This is a genomic window from Leucobacter insecticola (genome assembly GCF_011382965.1).
Lineage (GTDB): Bacteria > Actinomycetota > Actinomycetes > Actinomycetales > Microbacteriaceae > Leucobacter > Leucobacter insecticola.
In genome coordinates, this window is the sequence record NZ_CP049934.1 from 449,797 (window position 1) to 472,108 (window position 22,312).

General features: G+C 62.8%; 23 protein-coding genes and 1 tRNA gene. 6 read left to right on the forward strand and 18 right to left on the reverse strand.

Going from position 1 to position 22,312, the window contains the following annotated elements; all coding sequences use genetic code 11:
* Positions 1-6: 6 nt before the first annotated feature.
* The 8 genes from G7067_RS02045 to G7067_RS14590 form a co-directional block, all read right to left on the reverse strand.
* Positions 7-483 (reverse strand): type II toxin-antitoxin system VapC family toxin, encoded by a 477-nt coding sequence (locus tag G7067_RS02045; RefSeq protein WP_166321577.1) that lies wholly within the window; start codon positions 481-483, stop codon positions 7-9.
* 7 nt (positions 484-490) lie between these two features.
* Complete coding sequence (locus tag G7067_RS02050; protein WP_166321579.1) at positions 491-757, reverse strand: type II toxin-antitoxin system Phd/YefM family antitoxin; 267 nt, start codon at positions 755-757, stop codon at positions 491-493.
* 121 nt (positions 758-878) lie between these two features.
* Positions 879-2,744 (reverse strand): ABC transporter ATP-binding protein, encoded by a 1,866-nt coding sequence (locus G7067_RS02055; RefSeq protein ID WP_244301196.1) that lies wholly within the window; start codon positions 2,742-2,744, stop codon positions 879-881.
* Between the two features lie 73 nt (positions 2,745-2,817).
* Complete coding sequence (locus G7067_RS02060; RefSeq protein ID WP_244301197.1) at positions 2,818-4,467, reverse strand: SulP family inorganic anion transporter; 1,650 nt, start codon at positions 4,465-4,467, stop codon at positions 2,818-2,820.
* 129 nt (positions 4,468-4,596) lie between these two features.
* Complete coding sequence (locus tag G7067_RS02065; RefSeq protein ID WP_166321583.1) at positions 4,597-5,064, reverse strand: hypothetical protein; 468 nt, start codon at positions 5,062-5,064, stop codon at positions 4,597-4,599.
* Between the two features lie 246 nt (positions 5,065-5,310).
* Positions 5,311-5,622, reverse strand: coding sequence for a thiamine-binding protein (locus G7067_RS02070; RefSeq protein WP_166321585.1), 312 nt, complete (start codon positions 5,620-5,622; stop codon positions 5,311-5,313).
* Between the two features lie 36 nt (positions 5,623-5,658).
* Entirely contained in the window at positions 5,659-6,069 is a 411-nt protein-coding gene (locus G7067_RS02075; RefSeq protein WP_166321587.1) for a cytidine deaminase, read from the reverse strand.
* A gap of 138 nt (positions 6,070-6,207) precedes the next feature.
* Entirely contained in the window at positions 6,208-6,330 is a 123-nt protein-coding gene (locus tag G7067_RS14590) for a hypothetical protein (protein WP_280115742.1), read from the reverse strand.
* Between the two features lie 183 nt (positions 6,331-6,513).
* Between G7067_RS14590 and G7067_RS02080 the strand changes: the two genes are divergently transcribed.
* Positions 6,514-6,720, forward strand: coding sequence for a hypothetical protein (locus G7067_RS02080; protein WP_166321589.1), 207 nt, complete (start codon positions 6,514-6,516; stop codon positions 6,718-6,720).
* A 50-nt stretch (positions 6,721-6,770) separates the two neighbouring features.
* Here G7067_RS02080 and G7067_RS02085 read toward each other — a convergent pair whose 3' ends face one another.
* From G7067_RS02085 to G7067_RS02110, 6 genes are all read right to left on the reverse strand, one after another.
* Entirely contained in the window at positions 6,771-7,211 is a 441-nt protein-coding gene (locus G7067_RS02085; RefSeq protein WP_166321591.1) for an Lrp/AsnC family transcriptional regulator, read from the reverse strand.
* Between the two features lie 85 nt (positions 7,212-7,296).
* Entirely contained in the window at positions 7,297-8,088 is a 792-nt protein-coding gene (locus G7067_RS02090; protein ID WP_166321593.1) for an ABC transporter ATP-binding protein, read from the reverse strand.
* Between the two features lie 6 nt (positions 8,089-8,094).
* A complete protein-coding gene (locus G7067_RS02095) occupies positions 8,095-9,120 on the reverse strand; it encodes an ABC transporter permease (protein ID WP_166321595.1) in 1,026 nt (341 codons plus the stop codon).
* A 121-nt stretch (positions 9,121-9,241) separates the two neighbouring features.
* On the reverse strand, positions 9,242-10,225 hold the full coding sequence (locus G7067_RS02100) for an ABC transporter substrate-binding protein (RefSeq protein WP_166321597.1): 984 nt from the start codon (positions 10,223-10,225) through the stop codon (positions 9,242-9,244).
* A 59-nt stretch (positions 10,226-10,284) separates the two neighbouring features.
* On the reverse strand, positions 10,285-11,340 hold the full coding sequence (hisC, locus tag G7067_RS02105) for a histidinol-phosphate transaminase (protein ID WP_166321599.1): 1,056 nt from the start codon (positions 11,338-11,340) through the stop codon (positions 10,285-10,287).
* 436 nt (positions 11,341-11,776) lie between these two features.
* Positions 11,777-11,861, reverse strand: a tRNA-Tyr gene (locus G7067_RS02110).
* A gap of 143 nt (positions 11,862-12,004) precedes the next feature.
* On the opposite strand from G7067_RS02110, the gene G7067_RS02115 reads away from it, so the two are divergent.
* Both G7067_RS02115 and G7067_RS02120 read left to right on the forward strand, forming a co-directional pair.
* Entirely contained in the window at positions 12,005-14,290 is a 2,286-nt protein-coding gene (locus G7067_RS02115) for an excinuclease ABC subunit UvrA (protein ID WP_166321601.1), read from the forward strand.
* Positions 14,291-14,316: 26 nt separating this feature from the next.
* Positions 14,317-14,790: a GNAT family N-acetyltransferase gene (locus G7067_RS02120; protein WP_166321603.1), complete on the forward strand. Its 474-nt coding sequence runs from the start codon at positions 14,317-14,319 to the stop codon at positions 14,788-14,790.
* 63 nt (positions 14,791-14,853) lie between these two features.
* Here the strand turns inward: G7067_RS02120 and G7067_RS02125 are convergent, their stop codons facing one another.
* Complete coding sequence (locus G7067_RS02125) at positions 14,854-18,330, reverse strand: aldehyde dehydrogenase family protein (RefSeq protein WP_166321605.1); 3,477 nt, start codon at positions 18,328-18,330, stop codon at positions 14,854-14,856.
* Positions 18,261-18,581, reverse strand: coding sequence for a hypothetical protein (locus G7067_RS02130; RefSeq protein ID WP_166321607.1), 321 nt, complete (start codon positions 18,579-18,581; stop codon positions 18,261-18,263). Before G7067_RS02130 ends, G7067_RS02125 begins: the two co-directional genes overlap by 70 nt.
* Positions 18,582-18,700: 119 nt before the next feature.
* Here G7067_RS02130 and G7067_RS14595 point away from each other — a divergent pair, with 119 nt between their 5' ends.
* Entirely contained in the window at positions 18,701-18,829 is a 129-nt protein-coding gene (locus G7067_RS14595) for a hypothetical protein (protein WP_280115743.1), read from the forward strand.
* A 53-nt stretch (positions 18,830-18,882) separates the two neighbouring features.
* On the opposite strand, the gene G7067_RS02135 is transcribed toward G7067_RS14595, so the two are convergent.
* A complete protein-coding gene (locus G7067_RS02135; RefSeq protein ID WP_166321609.1) occupies positions 18,883-19,422 on the reverse strand; it encodes a YbhB/YbcL family Raf kinase inhibitor-like protein in 540 nt (179 codons plus the stop codon).
* Positions 19,423-19,626: 204 nt separating this feature from the next.
* On the opposite strand from G7067_RS02135, the gene G7067_RS02140 reads away from it, so the two are divergent.
* Positions 19,627-20,415, forward strand: a complete 789-nt coding sequence (locus G7067_RS02140; RefSeq protein WP_166321611.1) for a FadR/GntR family transcriptional regulator — start codon at positions 19,627-19,629, stop codon at positions 20,413-20,415.
* Here G7067_RS02140 and G7067_RS02145 read toward each other — a convergent pair.
* Positions 20,412-21,242: a MerR family transcriptional regulator gene (locus G7067_RS02145; RefSeq protein ID WP_166321613.1), complete on the reverse strand. Its 831-nt coding sequence runs from the start codon at positions 21,240-21,242 to the stop codon at positions 20,412-20,414. The genes G7067_RS02140 and G7067_RS02145 overlap by 4 nt on opposite strands.
* A 110-nt stretch (positions 21,243-21,352) precedes the next feature.
* On the opposite strand from G7067_RS02145, the gene G7067_RS02150 reads away from it, so the two are divergent.
* The gene (locus G7067_RS02150) at positions 21,353-22,291 is read left to right on the forward strand and encodes a tRNA uridine(34) hydroxylase (protein ID WP_166321615.1); all 939 of its coding nucleotides are present in this window, start codon (positions 21,353-21,355) and stop codon (positions 22,289-22,291) included.
* The last annotated feature ends 21 nt before the right edge of the window (positions 22,292-22,312 follow it).

A 22,312-nucleotide genomic window follows, 5' to 3' on the forward strand; every position in this document is an offset into this window, starting at 1 on the left:
CTTGGCTCACATGTCCTGATGGCCCGCGATCGACTCCGAAGTGTCCACTACTGTCAAACCTCGCCTGTGCGCAGCTGCCAGAAGTGCGGCATCACCGCTCGCAAAGACCATCGACTCATCTCGACCCGAGGTGCCTGAAACACCAAGTGCGATCGAGAGAGCCGTTGCCAGGTGCATCGCGTCGTATCCGCGCAATGATTCTTCCCGAGCAAGCACAGAGTCCTCGCGAATGAGTTCTCTGCTCGGAAGCACCCGGGTCATCACAGCAAATAGCTCGGTCACCGAATCCTCGAGAGCCTGGCGATTGTCGCCCGAAAATCGGCCGCCACGTTCTGCAGCCGCCAACGCCGCGAATGACTCGACTTCAATCAGCGCAGATGACACACACTGGGTTGCCATCGCCCAGACCACAGTCGCTTTCTCCGTCCCAGCTTCCTCAACTACCAGTGGGATCAGAGCCGAGGTGTCAAAATATGTGACCACGCCGAGACTATCTCCGCTGCTCGGCAACCAGATCCGAGACCCCGATACCCAAGTTGATCGGCCGGGGAGTCACCCTCACCGGATTGCTTGGAGGAATGGCAAGGCCCAGCGCAACGAGTTCATCAAGGGTCTTTTGCGCTTCACTCCGAGGGAAAGGAACGAGCATTGCAACTGGCTTGCCATGCTCGGTAACCGTGAGCTCTCCACCCTGCTTCACAAGCGTGAGGTGCGCGCTGAGATGGTTCTTGAGTTCCCTGATCCCTACACTGCTCATGCCAACCTCCGGTGATACGCGAGTACCCCCATTGTAGCCTCAAAAAATAGTAATTTGAGGCCACATTTCTGCCAACTCCCCGCTCCACTGGAAGGCTACGCACTGAACCCCCCGCCGCACCTCACCGCTGCTGCGCGTAGAGCTCCGCGTACGCGCCCTCGCGGGCCAGTAGCTCGGCGTGGGTGCCCTGTTCCAGGATCCGGCCCCCACCGACCACGTAGATGCGGTCCGCCTCAATCACGGTCGAGAGGCGGTGAGCGATCGCGATCGTGGTGCGGCCAGAGCGGGCACCATCGAGCGCACGCTGCACGATGCGCTCGTTCACAGTATCGAGCGCACTCGTGGCCTCATCAAGCACCAGCACCCGCGGATTCTTCAGCAGCACGCGCGCGATCGCGATGCGCTGCTTCTCACCGCCCGACAGCCGGTACCCGCGCTCCCCCACGATCGTGTCGTAGCCATCGGGGAAGGACGCAATCGTGTCGTGGATGTTCGCGAGGCGGGCGGCCGCTTCAAGCTCCGCGTCGCTCGCCTCCGGCTTCGCGTAGCGCAGATTCGCGGCAATAGAGGCGTGAAAGAGGTAGGACTCCTGCGTGACCACGCCGATTCGATCCATCAGAGCTGTTTGCCGCAGTTCGCGTACATCATCATCGCCGTAACGAACGCTCCCGGAGGTGGCATCGTACAGGCGCGGGATCAGTGAGCCGATCGTCGTCTTGCCCGATCCTGAAGCACCGACAAACGCAACAAATTCGCCCGGCTCCACCACAAAGGACACCTCGTTAATCGTGGGCGGGTCCTCGGGAGCGGTATCGGGGTACCGGAAGCTCACCTCGTGAAACTCAATGCGGCCGTCGGCGCCGGGCGCACTTGAGGGTTCGCGCGCATCGGGCGGATCGGTGATCGCGGGCTTCAGATCCAGGTATTCGAAGATCCGGGCGAACAGCGCCTTAGAGGTCTGCAGGTCGAGCGCCACCCGCATCAGCGCCATCAGCGGAAACAGCAGCCTGGACTGCACCGTGGTGAAGGCGACGATGGTGCCGGCGGTGATCCCGGGATCAAAGCCCTCACCCTGCCCGCGGGCGATAAGCCAGCCTGACACCAGATATACGATCGCGGGGATCGCCGACATGAACACACTCACCAGCGCAAAGAACACCTGCCCGCTCATCGTTTGCCGCACCTGCAACTCGATCTGCGTGCGGTTCTCACTGGCGTAGCGTTCGGTCTCGTCGTGCTGGCGAGAAAAGGTCTTGGCAAGAAGCACACCCGAGACGGAGAGCGACTCCTGTGTGATCGCGGTCATCTCGGACAAGGATTCTTGAGTGCGCCCCGCGATCTTCGCGCGGACCTGCCCCACGCGACGCTGCGCCCAGACGATCAACGGCATCAGCACCACGGCGATCAGCGTGAGCTGCCAGCTCAGCAGCAGCATCGCCACACCCGCCGCCATCACGGTGACGGTGTTCCCAATCACGTTCGACACCGTATTGGTGAGCACATTCGCGACACCGCCGACGTCGTTTTGCAGCCGCGACTGAATCACGCCGGTCTTCGTGCGGGTGAAAAAGCCGAGCTCCATCGACTGCAGGTGCGCGAACAGCTTGACGCGCAGATCTCCCATGACGCGGTTACCCACGCGCGCGGTAAACAAGGTCTGCGCGATCCCGAGCCCAGCCGAGAGGACATAGGCGAGAATCATGCCGCCGACGAGCCATGCCAAAACAGGAATATTGGGCCCGCCGCCTGGCGGAAACAGGCCGTCATCGAAGACCCGCTCCGTCAAGAGCGGGGGCAGAATTCCGAGCGCGGCGGAAACGAGCACCAACGACACGATCACGACCAGCTGCCCGCGATAGGGCGTGAATAGCTCGGCGATCCTTCGCCCAAGCATCGGGATATCGGGGGCCTGGGCGTTGATCTCGCGCTGCAACTGCGTGTCGCCCGCAGACACACGACTGCCGCGCCCTCGTGCCCCGCCGGTCATGCTCATACTCGGAAGGATAGCGGTGGCCGCCGACAGTGTGGCGGCGCGTCCGCTGCGGGCGTATGCGGATGCTTCAAGAGCGGGATCCTGGCCCCCGAGAAATGTGCGACCGCGCGTGTGCCACAGCGAGCCCGAGCTCCGTGAACAGATGGTTCGCATGACGCAGCGATTCAATTACACCAAGCCGCCGCATCAGCACCAGGTGTTCGTCGCGGATCCCCTTGATGAGCACCGTGACACCGCGCTGCTCCAGGTTCGTCACAAGCTCAGTCAGCGTGCGCGCGCCGGTGCCGTCGACCATCTGCAGGTGCGACAGGCGCAAGATCACGACCTCGATCCCTTCCTGCGCGCTAATGCGATCCAGGATCTGTTCCGCCGCGCCGAAAAACAGTGAACCGTCGATGCGGAAGAGCGCGATCCTCTCATCACCCGCAGCTTCCTCTCCGGGCAGCTTCTCACGCCGCACATCACTCGATTTGCTGAGCGCGCGCAGCACAAAGAAAGCTGCGACGAAGATGCCGATCCCGACCGCAAAAACAAGATCAACGCTGACGGTGACGAGCGCAGTGACCACAAACACCACCACATCGGATCTCGTGGAACGCAGCACCTGCTTCACGACGGTGGGCGAGATCATTCGTGCTGCGGTCACCATGAGCACTCCGGCGAGGGCCGCGAGGGGGATCACCGAGACTATATTCGCCGCGAGGTATACGACCGCAAGCAGTGCCCCCGAGTGCACGATCGCAGAGAGGCGGCTCCGTGCCCCAGCCCGTACATTCACCGCGGTCCGGGCGATGGCGCCGGTTGCGGGCATGCCCCCAAAGAATCCCGCGGCGATGGATGCGAGTCCCTGCCCGACCAACTCTCGGTCAGCATTCACCGGGCCGGTATCCGACATTGACGCAGCCACCCTGGCAGAGAGCAGTGATTCGATCGCTGCGAGCGCCGCGACCGCACAGGCTGGGCCGAGCAGATCCGAGATCATCGCCGGATCGATGCCAGGGAACGTGGGCAACGGTAGCGAACGCGGAAGCTCACCAATCGTCGTCAGCGGTAACTGCAGCAGATCCGCGACCACCGTGACAACAACGATGGCGACAAATGAGGCCGGGATCTTCGCGCTCAACCTGCCCAGGATCACCATGATGGCGGCAACGGCGACGACGACACCCAGCGGAACCAAAGCGAAGGGAAACTCGGCCTGTAGGCAGGATTGAATCGCCGCGACCACGGCATTGGTGCTGTGCCCGGATCCGGCGATCCCGAGCGCGCTCGGCACCTGCTGCAGGAAGATAATGATGCCGATGCCGACCGTGAAGCCCTCGATCACCGGCCAGGGCAGAAAGCTCACCGCGCGCCCGAGGCGGAGGATCCCCGCGACGAGAACGATGAGCCCGGCGAGAATACTCACGACGACCACGGCCCCGACGCCGAAATTGACCACAATTGGCGCGAGGACCACCACCATCGCCCCGGTCGGCCCCGAGACCTGCACGTTCGAACCGCCAAACACGGCGGCAACGAGCCCCGCCACGATTGCCGTGATCAGCCCAGACTCCGCACCTACACCTGAGCTCACTCCGAACGCGAGCGCAAGAGGGAGCGCAACGATACCAACAGTGATACCCGCGATAACATCCCCGCGCCAGGTATGACGCAGCCCAGCATAATCTCGGCGGCTGGGCAGCAACGTCAACGCGCGCTGCAAGAACCCGGTCAATGCAATGTCCGAGTCTCGCCACCCGTTACTACCGAAACCATGCTGCTCTCTGTTCAAAGCTTCGCCCTGCCCGGTGCTGTGATGCTTCGATCCTAGCGGCTCAGAAATGAGCGCCGGGGCGGATCACACCTAGCTCGCGCCGAACAGCCCCGTCGCGAGCACCAACAAGCCAATGACCACAAACACGAAAGCAAAGAACTGCATCGGGATAAAGAAGAGGGTGTGCCTGTTGCGTCCTGCTTGAGTGAGAGTCGACACTTCCGATGCCAGCAGTGCATCAGACATGTGCTGAGCCTCTTCAACTGAGGTCGGCTGAGGTTGCCCCGGCCCGAGCGAGAACATCCCCGTATTTGCCAGTTCGTCCAGCTGTGCGCGCCGTTCGCGCGCCCAGAGATCGACCTTGCGCTCGGGATTCGTGCGATTCATAGCTACGCCCGTGAACCAGGTTCCTACTGCCGCGAGCAGGATAAACACGCCAGCCCAGAGCGGAAACGCGGAGGAGGATGATCCGCCTGCGCCCAGCATTCCCGCCAGCACTACCGCCGCTGCCGCATAGAAAATCGGGATGATTCCCCACCCGCGCCAAATGATCAACATTCTGCCTCCACAGTTAATGTCAAAGAACACTATATTTCATGAATGCCATCGAAGAAGACACGTGCAAACTATCTACCGCCCTGAACGTGCACGCAAACGCTGGATCAACCAGTTGGAGAGTCCGGGGTGCTGAGTGGAAATCAATTCCTCGTCAGCTCGAGAGAACGACTCTTCGCGCATGAGCGACGTGTCTCAGAAACGGCTTCCGGCTTGATTGCTGCGGGAAGTCGATTCCGAGACACCACACTAGCCTCCTGCTCCATCAATCGCGCGCTCGAGCCGTTCGAGTTTGCCATCAATCTCGCCCTCGTAGCCGGGACGAATATCGGCCTTGATCACGAGCGAGATCCGCGATCCGAACGGGGCAACCGCATCTGTCGCCCGCTTCACCACATCAAACACCTCGTCCCACTCACCTTCAATCTCGGTGAACATTGATGAGGTGCGATTCGGCAGGCCGGAATCGCGAACCACCTTAACGGCGGCAGCCACCGCGTCGTGCACTGAGCCATCTGCCCGGCCAGTTCCGGACGGAGCTACGGAGAATGCAAGAATCATGGGCTTCCTTTCAAATGCGAGGGAATGATCATCAGCCTATTCGAGCGCCCCCGGCCCGAAGGCTTCGGGAAGCATCTCGGCGATGGGCTTCGGGCCTGCGGGCGTGTTGAGCACAAGCCCTGGAGCCGCAGCTTCACAGAGCAACTGCCTGCAGCGCCCGCAGGGAGTGAGGGTGCGACCGGAGTCGTCGACGCAGTCAAACGCCACCAGCATGCCCGCAGCTACGCCCGCGGTTCCCCCTCCCAGATGCAACTGCCCAATCATCACGCACTCGGCACAGAGCGTGAGCCCGTAGCTCGCATTCTCAACGTTGCAGCCGGAGATGATCCGTCCGTCATCCACAAGAGCGGCACATCCCACCCGCAGCCCTGAGTAGGGCGCGTAAGCGTGCAATGCCGCGGCGAGCGCCGACTCTCGAAGCGCTGCCCAATCGACCGAGTTATCCATAGTTCACAGCGTAGCTGGGCCCGGGCGCTGCTTTCGATCTGGCTGACGACGAGAACCTAGTAATCCGACGAGAAGCACCTCTACCGACGCACGTGTGATGCATTCTCGTCGAAATACTGGCTTCTCAACGAAAAGGGGTCAACGACGGGACAAGCGATACTCCAGGCCGAGCAGCGCGCCGGTATCGAGGCGACGGGCCGCAAAAGGGATCATCGATCCGGATCGCTGCAACTCAAGACGCCGCTCAATCTCCTCCCCCATTGCTTCTGGCCGCGGGATCTTCGTCTACCACAGCTCCCACAGGCGACCGTCAGAGACCGCCGCAGTCAGCCCCTCGAGATGATCGAACGCAAGCGGCTCGAGCGCGACAAGATTTCCGGTGAGCGTGCCAGGATGCTGCAGCATGTGGATTCCTTAACGACAACTAGATGTATTCTGGGAAACATGAAATCACGTGGCTTTTTGGGACTTCCCTCGCAAGTACAAGAACTCATTTTGAACGGCCTCGATGACGAGGTCAATACGGCGGAATCAAGCATCAAGGTGATTGAGCAGACTCAGCCACTCGACACCGATATGCTGAGCGCACTGAAGGGCGACATCCTGCGGGTGAAGCGACTCCGTACGGCCCTCACCAGCGGTCAGGCCTAAACGCTCAATAGGTAGCCGCTTGGCCTCGCGGGTCTGGCAAGCAACCCGGCTCACATCCCGTTCGTCTCAAAGTCCTCGAAGATGAGCTGGGTCCGTGTGCCTCGCACCGCGGAGATCGCCTGAATCTCCTCCAGAACCACGCGCCGCAGATCCTGGTTGTCGCGCGCCCGCACGAGAGCAATCACATCGAATTCGCCCCCGATGAGTGCGATATGACGGACCTCCGGGATCTTGGTGAGCCGCTCCCGCAGTTCTTGCCATTCCAGTTGATTGGCCGAGATCGTGACGTACGCCGAGGTCCGTTTGCCGGCGAGCACCGGATCTGTTTGCACCGTGAACCCGCGAATGATGCCCGTGTCGACGAGTCGTTTGAAACGCGCGTGTGCGCTCGCCCGCGACACATGAAGCACCTCCGCGAGAGTGGTCATCGAGACGCGAGCATCGGAGGCGAGCACCTCAAGGATCCCGCGGTCAATCTCGTCTAACTCCATCAGCGCTCACCCCCTTTCTTTACTCCGGCTGGTGCAAGGCTGTTCTGACGGCCCCGCGACATCGCACACCCCTCGCACGACATCACTACGTCAGAAGAGCCCGGTCATCCAGCATGGCGCCCTTGATTTTCGCGAACTCCTCAAGCAACAGCGGCACTGTGAGCGACTTCTTCTCCTCTGCAGTTGCTTGGAAAACGATCTGTCCCTCATGCATCATGATGAGACGGTTGCCGAGACGTAGCGCCTGCTCCATGTTGTGGGTGACCATGAGTGTGGTGAGCCCTCCCTGCGACACGATGCGCTCCGTGAGGTCGGTGACGAGCGCTGCCCGCTGCGGATCCAGCGCCGCCGTGTGCTCATCAAGCAGCAGGATCCGAGGTTTCGTGAATCCCGCCATAAGCAGCGAGAGCGCCTGGCGTTGGCCTCCGGAGAGCAGCCCCACCTTTGCGGGCAACCGGTTCTCGAGGCCGAGCTCAAGGGTGGCCAGTTCTTCACGGAAGCGTGCGCGCTGCTTCGCGGTGAGGGCAAGGCCAAGGCCCCGCGGCTGACCTCGGCGCAGCGCGAGTGCCAAGTTTTGTTCGATCGTGAGATTCGGCGCGGTGCCAGCCATCGGATCCTGAAACACACGCCCGATGTACTTGGCGCGCTGAAACTCCTGCAGCCGGTTCACCCGTTTGCCGTCGATATCAATCGTGCCCGAATCGACGGTATAGCGGCCGGAGACTGCGTTCAGCAGCGTCGACTTGCCCGCACCGTTCGAACCGATCACGGTGACAAAGTCGCCCTCGTCAAGCGTCAGATTGAGATTCACGAGTGCCTTACGCTCGTTGACGGTGCCGGGGAAGAATGTCTTGGAAATCTTGTCAATACTCAACATGGCTGACTACTCCTCACCGTTCTTTGCTGCGGGTTCCTTGGCGTGGGATGTTTCGCTTGCCCTCAAGCCGACCACGCCCACTCCAGCCGTTAGCGCGACCCCTGGATCAGCACCAGATTTGGGCGCCACCTTGCCGCCTCGTCCTTTCAGCGATGGTACCCGTTTCAAGAAACCCCAGCGCGGCAACAGCAACGCCAGCACCACGAGCACCGCGGTAACAAGTTTCATGTCGTTCGGGTCAAGCCCGACCATCATGGCGAAGAAGATGATCATCCGATAGAGCAGGGCACCAAAGACGACCGCGAAGCTCGCGATCCAGATGTACTTCGAACCGAATACGGCCTGGCCCAAAATGACGGAGGCGAGGCCGACCAGGATCAGACCGATACCCATGCTGATGTCGGCGAATCCCGTGTATTGGGCCACAATTGCGCCGCAGAGCGCGACAAGGCCGTTTGACAGCGCGAGGGTCAGGATCGTGGTGCGATCCGTGCTGACACCAAAGCTGCGAATCATCGGCGGGTTGTCACCCGTGGCTTGGATCGAGAGGCCAAGACTCGTCGAGAGAAACCAGTCGATAATGAACTTGAGCGCCATCACTCCAACGAAGAGGAGCAGCACACCCAGCCAGGTTCCCAAGATTTTTTCATCGCGCAGCCAGGTGAAGACGGTCTCGGCACGCAGCAGCGGAAGATTCGCGGCAACTGTTGATCCCTCTTTCGCCGTTCCCATAATGCGGAGGTTAATAGACCACAGGGCAATCATGGTCAAGATCCCGGCCAGCAGGCCATCAATCTTGCCCTTCGTGTGCAACAGACCGGTGACCATGCCGGCCACCATGCCCGCGGCACCCCCTGCGAGGGTGGCAAGAATAGGGTTCTGACCGTTCGTGATTAGTGCAGCAGCTACCGCTGCGCCCATAGTGAAGCTACCGTCGACGGTCAGGTCGGGGAAGTTCAACACTTTGAATGTGAGGTAGACCCCGAGGGCCATCACCCCGTAAATGAGCCCAAGCTCGAGTGCGCCAATCATGAACTGGTCCTTTTGTTTTTGTTGATCTACAAAACACCGCTTGAGCGGGCTTGCGAGTCGAAACCGAGGATCCCGGATCCCGGATCCCGGCTCGCAAGCCCGCTCGATGATGCGGATGTAACTACTCGACGGTCTCGGCCTTGTCGAGGATCGACGCCGGGATCGTTACGCCGAAGCGCTCGGCTGCGGCGGGGTTCACCACGTAGGTGTACTCCTTCGAGAGTTCCACCGACATGGTTGCGGGATCCGCGCCGTCCTTGAGGATCTTGAGCGCCATTTCGCCGGTCTGGTACCCAAGCTTGGTGTAGTCGATCCCGAGCGTCGCAATTGCGCCGCCCTCGACCGTACCGGACTCGGCGCCGATAACAGGGATCTTCTTCGCTTCAGCTACCTGAATGAGCGCGGCGATACCCGACACCACCATGTTGTCGGTGGGCACGTAGATCGAGTCCACGTCGCCGAGTGACTCAACCGCCTGCGCGATGTCGTTTGCCGTTGTGACAGATGCTTCCTTGATCTCAAGGTCAAGCTTCGAAGCCGCTTCCTTCGCGGCCTTCACCTGCACCTCTGAGTTCACCTCACCCGAGCTGTACACGATGCCGACAGTCTTGACATCGGGCACGAGTTCTTTCAGGAGTTTCAGCTGCTCGTCGATCGGTGCGGCGTCGCTCGTACCGGTGACGTTGCCACCGGGCTTCTCATCAGACTTGACGAGTTCCGCAGAGACCGCGTCGGTGACGGCAGTGAACAGAACTGGCTTGTCTGTGATTGCCTGCGCTGCTGCCTGCGCTGCAGGTGTAGCAACGGCAAGCACCAGGTCAACATTGCTGGAGGCGAAGCCCTGTGCCATCGTCACGGCAGTCGCCTGCTCACCATTCGCGTTCTTGACATCCCACTTGACCTCGACGCCGGCATCTTTGAAGGCGTCCTGGAATCCCTTGGTCGCGGCATCGAGCGCGGGGTGCTGCACGAGCTGAATGACACCGATCGAGTAGGACTCGGCCTTGGTGTCGCCATTGTCGCCGGAGTCACTGCTGCAACCCGCCAGCGCCAGGGCACCGGCGGCTGCGAGTGCCAGCCCGGCTGTAAGCTTCCGATTCTTCATAATGATTTCCTTTTCTTGATGGGGTGTTCTCGATGATGCACAGTTGAGTGCCGCCGAGCTTAGGCGGCTGGGGCGGTGTTCCCGATCGCAGCGAGGAACCGATCGTTCATCTCGGGGCTGCCGATAGTGACGCGAATCCCGTCTCCGAGGAACGCCCGGGCAACAACGCCGTGTTCACGAAGGATCGCGTCAACCTCCGCGGTCGCCGATCCGGTCCGCAGCCACACAAAATTGCCGAGGGAATCGTGAAGTTGCCAGCCAGAATCGCGGAGCTTGGCGACGACGCGGGTCCTCTCCCCAAGAATCACATCGACCCGCTCCTGCAGTTCTGATTCCGCGTCGAGAGAGGCGATCGCGGCGGCCTGGGCGAGGGTGCTGACGCCGAAGGGCACCGCCACGCGCCTCAAGTTGGTCGCAACCCGCTCCGGCGCAATCGCGTAGCCGACGCGCAGGCCCGCGAGGCCGTAGGCTTTCGAAAAGGTGTGCAGGACCGCGACGTTGGGGTGGCTGCGGAAGAACTCAAGCCCATCAACCGATTCGGGATCGTCGTCGAAGTGCGAGTAGGCCTCGTCAATGACCACCAGCACCTCTTTCGGCACACGATCCAAGAAGTTCTGCATCTCGGCGCGGGTGACGACGGAACCAGTCGGGTTATTGGGGGTGCAGATGAAGATGAGGCGGGTACGATCCGTGATCGCCGCGACCATCGCATCAAGGTCGTGACGATCATCGGCGGTCAGTGGCACCGGCACCGGGGTTGCCCCGGCAACCTGCACCAGGATCGGGTACGCCTCGAAGGAGCGCCACGCAAACATGACCTCGTCGCCCTCGCCCGCACTCGCGTGAATGAGCTGCGAGGCGACCTCGACGGATCCGGATCCCACCGCGACCTCTTCGGGACGGACATTCCAACGTTCGGCGAGCCTCGCGACGAGCCCTGCAGCCGACATATCCGGGTACAGATGGAACGATGTCGCACACTCGCGCACAACCTCGGCGACGGATTCGAGGGGCGGATAGGGGTTCTCGTTTGACGAGAGTTTGATCGCGTCCGGGATCGACTTCCCCTGCACATATGCGGGCAGCGCCTCGACGGCACTTCGCTGATACACCATTGTTCCTCGTTATCTATTAGCGTCGTTGCTGCGTAGATCGGGTGAAGACAACGGCCCCACCGCGTCTCAGCAGCCTACGAGATATTCAACACAACTGATCCCCAAAACACCAAAAATGTAGACAGATCGTAATAATCGAGGTTCTTCTACGTCTGATTGTAAAGCTGAACACAACGCGACTCCCAATTTGGCACTGTGGGGTCCTGATACGCCTCGCGCCCCGGGCGGAGGACAGCATCGCGTGGCAGTTGCTGATCCACGCCCGCGCCGATCCCACCGCCTCACCGTGTGCGCAGATGGTGCTTATGTACCTCGATAAAGACCATCTGCGCACACACTGCGAGAAACTCTGGCGTATAGGCCTCAACAGACCAGGAGACGAAATAATGAAGACCCCAACTCCGCTGATTTCTCAATGGTGTTGGGGTCTTACATTTGGTGGCGGATGAGGGATTCGAACCCCCGTAGGCATTGCCAGCTGATTTACAGTCAGCCCCCTTTGGCCGCTCGGGTAATCCGCCATTGGCTGCGAAAAACGCAACCAGGGACCAACTTTACAGCCTCACCGGCTCCGAACGGAAATCGAGCATCGGGCACCGGCACTGAGCTTTCTCTACCTGGGAGTTGCCGCGTGTTCAACAGTGACTCCGAGTACAATGAGCAAATGAAGACGGCGAGCACCACCTCGAATACCCGCGGATCGTGGATCACGGTCGCCGGGGCCCGCACCAATAACCTGCGCAATATCTCGGTGAGGGTACCAAAACACAGAATGACGGTGTTCACGGGGGTTTCGGGTTCTGGCAAGTCATCGCTCGCGTTCGGAACGATCGCGGCGGAGGCCCAACGGCTCGTGGCCGACTCCTACCCGCTTTTCGTCAGAAACAGGCTTCCGCAGCACGGGCCCGTCGACGCTGACCGACTAGACGGGCTGACTTTTACGGTCGTCGTGGATCAGCGGCCCTTCAGTGGAAACACGCGCTCCACCGTCGGCACCGCGAGCGATACGGCGCCACTGCTACGCATGCTGTTCTCGAGAATCGGTACCCCGTCCGCCGGATACTCCCCTGCCTACTCGTTCAACGACCCGAGCGGAATGTGCCCCCGCTGCGAGGGTTTGGGCACGGTCGACGACATCGATCTTGCCTGTTTGATCGATGACACGCGCAGCCTCAACGAGGGCGCGATCCGATTCCCGACCTTCGCCCCGGGCACGTATCGCTTCAAGCGCATGCTGCATTCCGGGCTTATCGATCCCGATCTGCCTCTTTCATGCACACCACCTGAAACCCTCGACATGCTGCTGCATGCGCGGCAGCTCCGCCTCACAAACCCAGATCCGCAGTACCCAAAGTCAGGCCTATTTGACGGGGTGATTCCTCGTCTGCGCGACAGCTACCTCAGGAAATCTCCGTCGCGGTTGACGGATGATGAGCGCACCGCACTCAGTCGCATCGTCTCTCACGAAGTCTGTCCTGAATGCGCCGGTTCACGGCTCAATAGTGCTGCGAGGGCGAGCTTGATCGATGGGCGCTCGATCGCCGATTGGTCAGCCATGCCCATTCGCAAGCTCCGCCAGACGCTCCAGGCGGTGCAGGAGACAACAGTCTCCCCTCTCCTCCAAGCGCTCAGTGCGCAGCTTGAGCGCTTGGATGCCGTAGGTCTCGGCTACCTGAGCCTCGACCGCCACTCACCCACGCTGTCTGGCGGCGAGGCGCAGCGGGTGAAGATTGTGCGCTACCTCGGCAGCGCGCTGAGCGACGTCTGCTACATCTTCGACGAACCCAGCGCTGGGCTTCACCCCCATGACGTGCATCGCCTCCTGCAACTGCTCGCGCAACTGCGTAATGCCCACAACACCGTGCTGGTTGTTGAGCACCATCCGGCTGTCGTTTCGGCGGCCGACCACATCATTGACCTCGGGCCCGGGGCCGGATCCGCTGGCGGCACGATTCAATTCGAGGGCACCCCAGCCGCCCTGTCCAAAACCGACACGGTCACCGGTCACATGCTCCGCGCGCCCATGTCCATCAATGCGCACCCACGTCCGCACACGCGGAGCGTCGCGATCAACCATGCGACGGCACACAACCTTCAAGACGTCTCCGTGAGGGTGCCGCTCAGGGTACTCACCGTCGTCTCGGGCGTCGCGGGATCAGGCAAGACCACGCTGATGGCAGGCGAACTCGGTCGTCAACACCCCGAGTTCGTCGTGTTCGGGCAGGGTCGCCTGCGCGGCGGTACACGCTCGAACGCCGCAACCGTGCTCGGAATCGCCGAGCCGATTCGTGCCGCCTTTGCGCTAGTGGGCGGCATCGACCCCTCGTGGTTCAGCGCGAACGGGCGCGGCGCATGTACGACCTGCAAGGGCAAAGGAGTCATGGTCACCGACCTCGCGTTCTTGGAGGACGTGCGGACGAGCTGCGAGGCGTGCGGGGGATCCCGATTCAACCCGACGGCACTCGCCGTCACCTTCGCAGGGCGATCGATTGCCGAGATCCTCGCGACGAGCGCCAAGGACATTGTCCGAATATTCGCCAGTAACAAGCGGATCGTGCAGCCTCTCCGCTGGCTTGTAGATGTCGGGCTCGGCTACCTATCGGTGGGACAAAGCACGTCGACGCTGTCTGGCGGAGAGCGCGGGCGGCTGCTGCTCGCCAAACACCTTGCAGCAACCGAAGACCCGTCGCAATTGCGGATCGTGCTCGACGAGCCAACCGTTGGCCTCCACGCCGCCGACACCGATCGTATTCTGAGATTGTTCGATCGTCTCGTTGACGCCGGGGCAACCATTGTCGCCATCGAGCACAACCTGCGGGTGATCGCGCATGCGGACCACGTCATCGACATCGGTCCAGGTGCGGGTGATCAGGGCGGCACGGTCGTGTACGAGGGAACTCCCGCCGGCCTGCGCGAATCACCAAATTCACTGACCGGGCAGTATCTCTAGCGCTCAGCTCGTGCAAAAATCGGAGCATGACACCCCTCCCCTCCGGCATCACCCTGCACCGCGCTGAGAGCCTCGACGAGATCCCGTCGCGCACGCTCTACCGCATCGCTCGGCTGCGCCAGGAAGTCTTCGTCGTCGAACAGAACTGCGTCTACCTCGACCTCGACGGCCGTGATCTGGACCCTGGGAGCATCCAGATCTGGGCTGCGACGCCAGACGGCACCATCGCCTCTTCGCTGCGGATCCTGAGCGAAGATGCGCTCGAACCCGGGTTGCGAAGCATCGGACGCGTCGTCACCGATCCCGCATGGCGCGGGCGCGGGATCGCGGCGGCCGTGCTGCGATCGGCCATCGAAGCCTGCGCGGAGCACCCGATCCTGATCCACGCACAATCGCATTTGACCGAGTGGTACGCGCGCTTTGGCTTTGTGACGAGCGGGCCGGAGTTCCTCGAAGATGACATTCCGCACACGCCGATGCGGTTGTCTGGCGGGGCTTGATTTCGACTCGCAAGCTCGCTCAACCGGCGGGTAGGGGCAAGCTCGCTCAACCGGCGGGCGCCGCTACCCCTGCAGCAACTCGTCGAGTCCGGGGACCTGGACGGCAAGGCCGTGACGATGAGCACGCGCCGACACCGACTGCTCACGCAGCAGCGTCAGCAACTCGACCGGACCGGCCATAGTCACCGGCTCCGCCCAGAGCGCCGCACGATCGAGGCCACCCATCCACTCGGCGGCTCTCACCCGGTCGCCGCCGATGAGACGCACACGGGAGGCGACAACTCCGTCAGCAGAGACGGGACCGGATACCGCGATCCGCTCCATCCAGTCGTCGTCGCGTTCAAGCGACACCTCTACACCCTGCGAGTCCAGAAACGCCAGGACTTCGGGCGGCAACACCTTGCCGGTGGATACGAAAACGGGCGCCCGCACCAGTAGCGCCGCGGCCAACACCCGCAACAACTCCGCCACTCGCCCGCACTCCGACAGTCGCAGCTGTGTCGTAACGGGCCAATAGCGCAATACATTGCGCTCGATCCCGAGCCCCACCTCGTCACGCACCACACCCAGCGAGGTCCGCCACGCAAGCGCATCGGCGAGCGCCGCACGTCTCACAGCGTCAAACTCCTCGTAGTCGAGGTTTGCCTGCGCGGTTTCGATCAGCAGTTGCACTTCAGGATCCAGCCCGCGAAGGTGCAGTGTCTCGCTGCGGGTGCCCTCGCGCGGCCGCCAGGATCCGAGCATGAGCAGCCAGTTGGGTCCGCCAGCCAGCGCCGGGAGCCCCATCACCGCATCATTCCAACTGCCTCCCGGCTGCCGCAGGATGCGTGTCTGAGTTGTCGGCCGGTTCACCGAGAGTGACGCCGCCTCAACCTGTTCAAGCCAGGCAAGAATCTCATCAGCATCACCGCTCTGCAGACCCGCCGTCGCGCCACTCCCCGGCGCGTTCTGCAGCTTGGTTGCTTCCGTAAGGGTGTGAGCGTGCATGATTCCCAGAACTGGCACTCCCAGTGCGTCATCCCAGAAGCTTGAGCCCGGTGCCACGCCTACGCGCACACCTGGGCTCCACAGGAGGCCGTTCTCGTCAAGCTGCTGCGGCTGGACCAGCCATTCTTCGCCGCGATTCAGCTCGGTGAGCGCCCGCAGCCCCGCTTCACTCGGGGGGCACTGCAGCGGCCCAAGATCAAACGCGAGTGGATCGCCATCGCCCTGCCGCGAAGTGTCACCCACGCGTATCGCCCGCACGGCATCAGCGAGCCCTTCCTTCAGTCGTTTGGATCGCGCGACACTGCCCACGAGGATCACCGCTTGCGCTGTCCGGGGGTGGGATCCCGCCCCACGAAACGCGGACGCCACAATGTCGGGGATCGCGAGCGCTAGGTCCGCGGACGGCGCAATAAGCACCGACCCGAACGCCCGGAAATGCCCCTCGATACGCAGATCCGGCCTCCGCCTGGCGAGTTCTCTGGCGGCACCGCGATCGCCGAGCACCACAGCCCGATCGGTGCTGTGAGAGGCGGCGAGCGCACCGAGTGTACGGCCAGCAACCACGGATTCGAGCCGCACAACATCAGGGGTCAGTCCGCCAACTTCCCACTCTTCGAGGAGCACCGCGGCCGAACGATACAGCCGCTGCGGTACGGTCCACAGCACGCCGCTGCCGGCCGCGAGCGCGGCAAGCACCGACTCGGCTTGCGTCGAAAGCGAGGTGCCGTCGTCCGCGACCACGAGTACCAGCCGGTCGGGCACGAAGGTTGCCCCCCGCACAGCCGCAAGCCCCTCAGCCAGCTGCCCCGCATATCTACCCGCATCGACGATGTTGTTGATCTCGGCATCAAGCTCTGCGATGGGCAGGCCGGTGTCAACCGCGAGCGCCTGCAGCAGCCGGTCACGGGCGGCAACCACCGCAAGCGCGCCGCGTCGCAATCGGACGGCGCGGATCCGATGCGACTGCCCAGCCCAGGCCTCACCTGCCTGGCGGGCGAGCTGTGCGACTGCTCCGGCGTCAAGGTCGGCGGCAGACAGGGCGACCGTCTCGTTCGCGACGTCGCGTTCCTGCGCCCGCTGTGAAGCCAACGCTAAGTGCTCGCGCGCCCAGTCGCGATTCTCCGACACACTCGCGTCGGTGTCCGGTTCAGACGCGAAACCCGAGGCTGACACGGCGGGGATCACACGCGGCGGTGCCAGGGCATCAAGTTTCAGCTCACCCGTTGATCCGCGACTCAACCCCAGCACCGCGGCCGTCAAGCCGCCAGTGTCAAAGCGGGCGGGCTCGTCTGGCGCGCGATAGAACAGCGCACTGTCGCGCTCACTCGGGTCCCATTCACGGGCGCGGCGTTGCGTGCGGCGCGAAGTCGGGGCGTCTTCGGCGGCGGCCTCAGCGGCAGCCGAAAAGACGGCGTGTTCCTGGGCTGCGGCAGAGTCCTCTGTGGCGGCGTCGGCTTCGGGATCCTGCCCAATCCCACCCTCAACACCCTCTGTCAGCATCGCCTCAAATCGCGACACCGCCGACTCGGGATCGGCAGCCTCCGCGGCGATCCGAACGAGCGTATCCACCGCGCCAGCAAACTCCTGCGGCGCAATGATGGGGAGCAGGATCCGCGTCTCGTTCACATCCGCCACGACGCGCTCGGCGAGCCCCGGCGCGACACCGCTACGCAGCTGAAGCGAAATCAGCTCGGAGATCCCGCGGCTCGCGGCAAGCTCGGTGGCGGCGGCAAGCACGCGCGCGTCCTCGCTCTCGATCACCGGCCGCAGCACGGCGGCGCGCCCCGGATGCAGCGCAAGTTCGGTCAACCGCAGCAGTTGCGCGGTAACCTCGGTCCGACCCTCAAGCACCGGCACCGCCAGGCCGCTCTCGATCGACGCAATTCGCTCTTGCCCAGCGACCCCCGCGACACCAATCACGACTTCTGCGGGCGCTCCGCCATCGGCCACACGACGCTGCGCCCAGCGGCTCAAGCGGTCGTAGATTTCCCGCGATTCTGGCAGCTCGGCAAACAGCCTGGCGCCGACACGCACCCGATCAAATTGGGTGTCAGCGAGCGCGTGCACAAGAATGCTCGGGATGAGTCTCGCCCAACGCACGCTCTTGGCCTCAAGATGAACGGTGGTGTCGTGCTCGAGCGCGGCTGCAAGGATCGGTCGAAGCGCCGTGGCGGCCCGCAAAAGATCGACATCCACCGACCAGTCCGTCCCGCCCGGAGCGAGTCGGGCAGGATCCACCACGATGTGTTTGATGGCGGGGTGCGCCGCGAGCGCCGTGAGCCTCGCGAGCTCCGCCTCGGCGCCACTTGGGCCATACACTCGCTCACCGAGCGGAGCCACAACGGGAACGATCCCGGCATCTCCCACGCGCCGCAGCGCTTCGGTGAGCGCGGTCAGACGCCCCGGATCGCCACCAGAAGGCAGTTTCACGGCAAGCACCAAATGGGAAACGCGCTCACGCAGCCAGCGCCTCGCAACCGGCATCACCGCCCAGGGCAGCCCGAGCGAAGCGACGCCGCCCGCCCGGACGGCCAGGCGATCCCGCACGGGCATCGCGGGGGAACATCCTGTGCCATTTCGCGCAGGCCCAGCGCAGACGCAAAAGCATCTTCGGTGCCGGCGACAAGTTCGATCAAGCGACGCGTAAATTCGAAGTTTTCAGGATCCCGGCGGATCCCCTCAAGCATGTCAGTTGCAGCCGCGTCCCCCGCGCGGACGTCACGAACCCAGGCGTTTGCACGCGCCTCACTCGGAACGACAAGCGCGCGCCAAACCGAATCTGCGGCACTGGATTCGCAAGCCATGTGCCCCACTGTATGACCGACAGCTGGCAGTTTGTGTGAGGCGCGCGACAGTTACGCTGGTACGTGTTTTCCTTCAGGCCGCCACCTCTCGCTCCGCTCCGTAGGCACCGAATGCTCAGGTGAAAACACAGCGTGTTTTCACGCATGAGGTGGCGGCGCTACTGCGCCACAGCGACGCCCTCGCCGCGGCTTGCAAGAACGCTGGTGCGCGTTTTGGCTACGCCGCCACCTCTCGCTCCGCTCCGTAGGCCTCGGGCGACGCCCTCGCCGCGGCTTGCAAAAACGCTGGTGCGCGTTTTGGCTACGCCGCGCCACCAAACTCGCCGGTGGCGACAATAATCGCACGCGCGAGCACAGCATCGCGCATCATGAACCCCATCACCGCGGGGGTCGCCTGCGGATCAATTTCAATGTGCGGAACATTGAGCGCATGCACAACAAACCAGTAGTGGTGCACCCCGGTGCCCTCGGGTGGTGCCGCGCCGGTGAACGCCGGGTCCCGCTTCTCGTTCGGCATCGTGATCGCCCCCTGGGGCATCGGACCGCCAGCGGGGAGTTCAGTCACGTTCCCGGGAATATTGAGCACGGCCCAGTGCCAGAATCCGGATCCTGTCGGTGCATCCGGATCAAAACACGTCACCGCAAAGCTCTGCGTGTCCTCGGGGAAGCCCGACCAGCTCAGCTGCGGGGAGCGATTCCGACCGCCCGCGTACTCCGCGTACAACTCCGCGGGGAGGGGCTCACCGTTCTGAATATCGGTGCTCGTCAGCGTGAAACTTGGAACCTGCCGCATGCCTGCGTACGGATTGATGTCGCCGTGGCTCGTCTGATGCTGAGTCATGATTCCCCTTCGAAGTCGGTATAGATAGCTACTGCGGATACACCGCCGTGCGAACCGGATGCAACGCTGTCACGATCCTCGCACGCTCTCGCAACCAGCTTAGGGGCCACGTAACAATGAATCCATAGGCCCCTTTTGGGGGCGGGATATACTTATGGATCAGCAACGGCGTACACCCGCGCCGCTATCGGAATCGGAGTCACCATGGCATCGACGACAGGCTCGGATCGGGCCCGCGCGACCCTTGCGTATCTGCGCCGCAAGATCACCACGGGAGAGTGGGCGGTCGGCAGCAGGATCCCGATTGAACCCGAGCTCGCAGAGCAGACAGGCGTCGGACGATCAACCGTGCGTGAAGCGGTGCGCTCCCTGGCGAGCATGGGCATGCTCGAGACGCTTCCCGGTCGAGGCACTTTTGTGCGTTCCGCCGCACCAACGAGTGCCCTGCTGAACGAGTTTTTGAGCGACTTCACGCTTGAGGAGATCTTGAGCTACCGCCGCGCCCTTGAAATCGAGGCTGCTCAGCAGGCAGCGATCCACCGCACGGACGAAGATCTGATCGCGCTCGAACAGGCCGCCATCGAGGAGGTTGGCTGCACGCGCTGCCCGGTCATGGGTTTTGCGGGCGACAATGACTCCTCAGCGTTTGATAGCAAGTTTCACCGGCTCGTATTTGACGCTGCGAAGAACCGTTTGCTCGCCGCTCTCTATGCGGGCACGAATGACCGTCTGCGCACTCCAGAACACCGCGGCCGCCTCGCCAATGTCGCGAGCGGCGCGGACATGGAGCGCGACCATGCCCGCGTGCTCGACGCAATCCGTCGCCAGGACTTCATCGACGCCGTGCACGCAATGGTAAACCACGTGGATAACGACGTGGTGATCGTGAACGAGCAGCACGAGGTGGTTCCCCCGCTCGCGCGCACCGCTGAGCAACAGCAGCGCATCGAGATGGCTGTGCGGGCCGACGACCAGCGGATCGCGGCGATCTAACGCCGGAGATTGCGGTTGACGTAGACCGCAAGTGCGTCGCGCACGAAGCTGGCGCCCGTGATTCCGCCGTAATTTGCGCCGAACCGCTCGTCGGAGACGTACATGTCTCCGAGGCCGAGCACGTAGCTTGCCAGGTCACCGCCGGGTGTGGCCGCCGGAGTGCCCGGGGTCGCCCTGAGCCATGCGATGTGACGTTCAGCGAGATCCTGCGCCGCGGTCGATTCGGGATCCTCGCCCCGCTCCGCGGCCGCGATCCAGTCGGCATTCAGCACCGCAAGTTTCGCCTGCCATTCGGCCTGACCCGCGGCCCCGAGTGAGCGCCACCACCCGTCGCTGCTTGCATACGCGTCCTCTCCCCATCGGGCCTCGACCTCCTCACGGTACTGGGTGTGGTCGAATCCTTCAAACATGTGTTGCGACATGAGATCTTCCTTTTCTGTATTGTCATGCTCAGATTGCTTGGCGTTATGGCGGAGCGCGAGGATCGTGCGCTCAACCGCGCCGATCTGAGCGTCGACGCGATTCCGCTCCTGCCGCAACAGCTCCAGGTGTGCGGTCAAAATGCTGACCTCCGCCTTCTCGGGAGACGCACTCTTCGGCCCGTTGCGATCCTGCGCGGCAAGCACCTGCGCAATCACTTCGAGCCCGAGTCCGAGACCGCGCAACAGGAGGACGCGCTGCAGCCGGACCAGCGCGCGATCATCGTAGTAACGGTAGCCGTTGCTGCCGATGCGACTCGGCGCGACAAGACCGATGCGGTCGTAGTGTCGCAGGGTGCGCGAGGTGGTTCCGGCAGCCTTCGCGACCTCCTGGATCGAGCGTTCCATAGGGAGCAACCTCTCATGATGACCGGGAACTTCCCGGCTCTGTTTCAACCGTAGAGGTTGACGCAACGTCAATGTCAAGCTCTCGCAAGAAGCACGCGTACGATGAAAGGGTGTCTGAACCCAAGATCCTGCTCTATTACGCATTTGCCCCCATCACCGATCCGGAGTCCGTGCGGCTCTGGCAGAGGGAATTATGCGCGTCGCTCGGCCTGCGCGGCCGTATCATCATCTCGAAGCACGGCATCAACGGCACTGTTGGTGGCGAGCTGGACGCATGCAAGCAGTACCTCAAGCGGACCCGCGAGTTCGGACCCTTCGCAGGCCTCGACGTCAAGTGGAGTGATGGAACCGGCTTCGATCCCGAGCAGCCCGAGACCCTGCACGGTGTCGACCGTCGCGCACGGTGGCGACGCATCGCTGACTTCCCGAAGCTGAGCGTGAAAGTGCGCGACGAACTTGTGGCGTTCGGGATCCCCGACGAGACGATCGTTGACGCCGCCGGAGTGGTGGGCGGCGGCGAGCACCTCAGCCCGCAGGCGGTCAACGAGCTCGTGGCCGAGCGCGGCGATGAGGTCGTGTTTTTCGACGGTCGCAACGCCTGGGAGGCCGAGGTCGGCAGGTTCAAGGGTGCGGTTGTTCCCGACGTCACCACCACACACGATTTCATCGCGCAGATCGAAAGCGGCGCCTACGACGATCTCAAGGATCGCCCCGTCGTCACTTACTGCACCGGCGGCATCCGTTGCGAGATCCTCTCGGTCGCCATGAAGAACCGTGGCTTTCGCGAGGTCTATCAGATCGACGGCGGCATCGTGCGCTACGGCGAAGCCTTTGGCAACGACGGTCTATGGGAGGGCTCACTCGCGGTGTTCGACAGTCGAGAGACGATGGATTTCGCCCCCGGTGCTGCGGTGATTGGATCCTGCGCCGCCTGCGGCACCCCCACCAATAACCTCAGCAACTGCGCCGACCAGACATGCCGCGTCCGGTTCGTCGCTTGCTCCGAGCACGAGAATGGGCCGTGCGCGGAGCATCTGATGGTGGCATAGCGCTTCTGCACCTCCACTCCC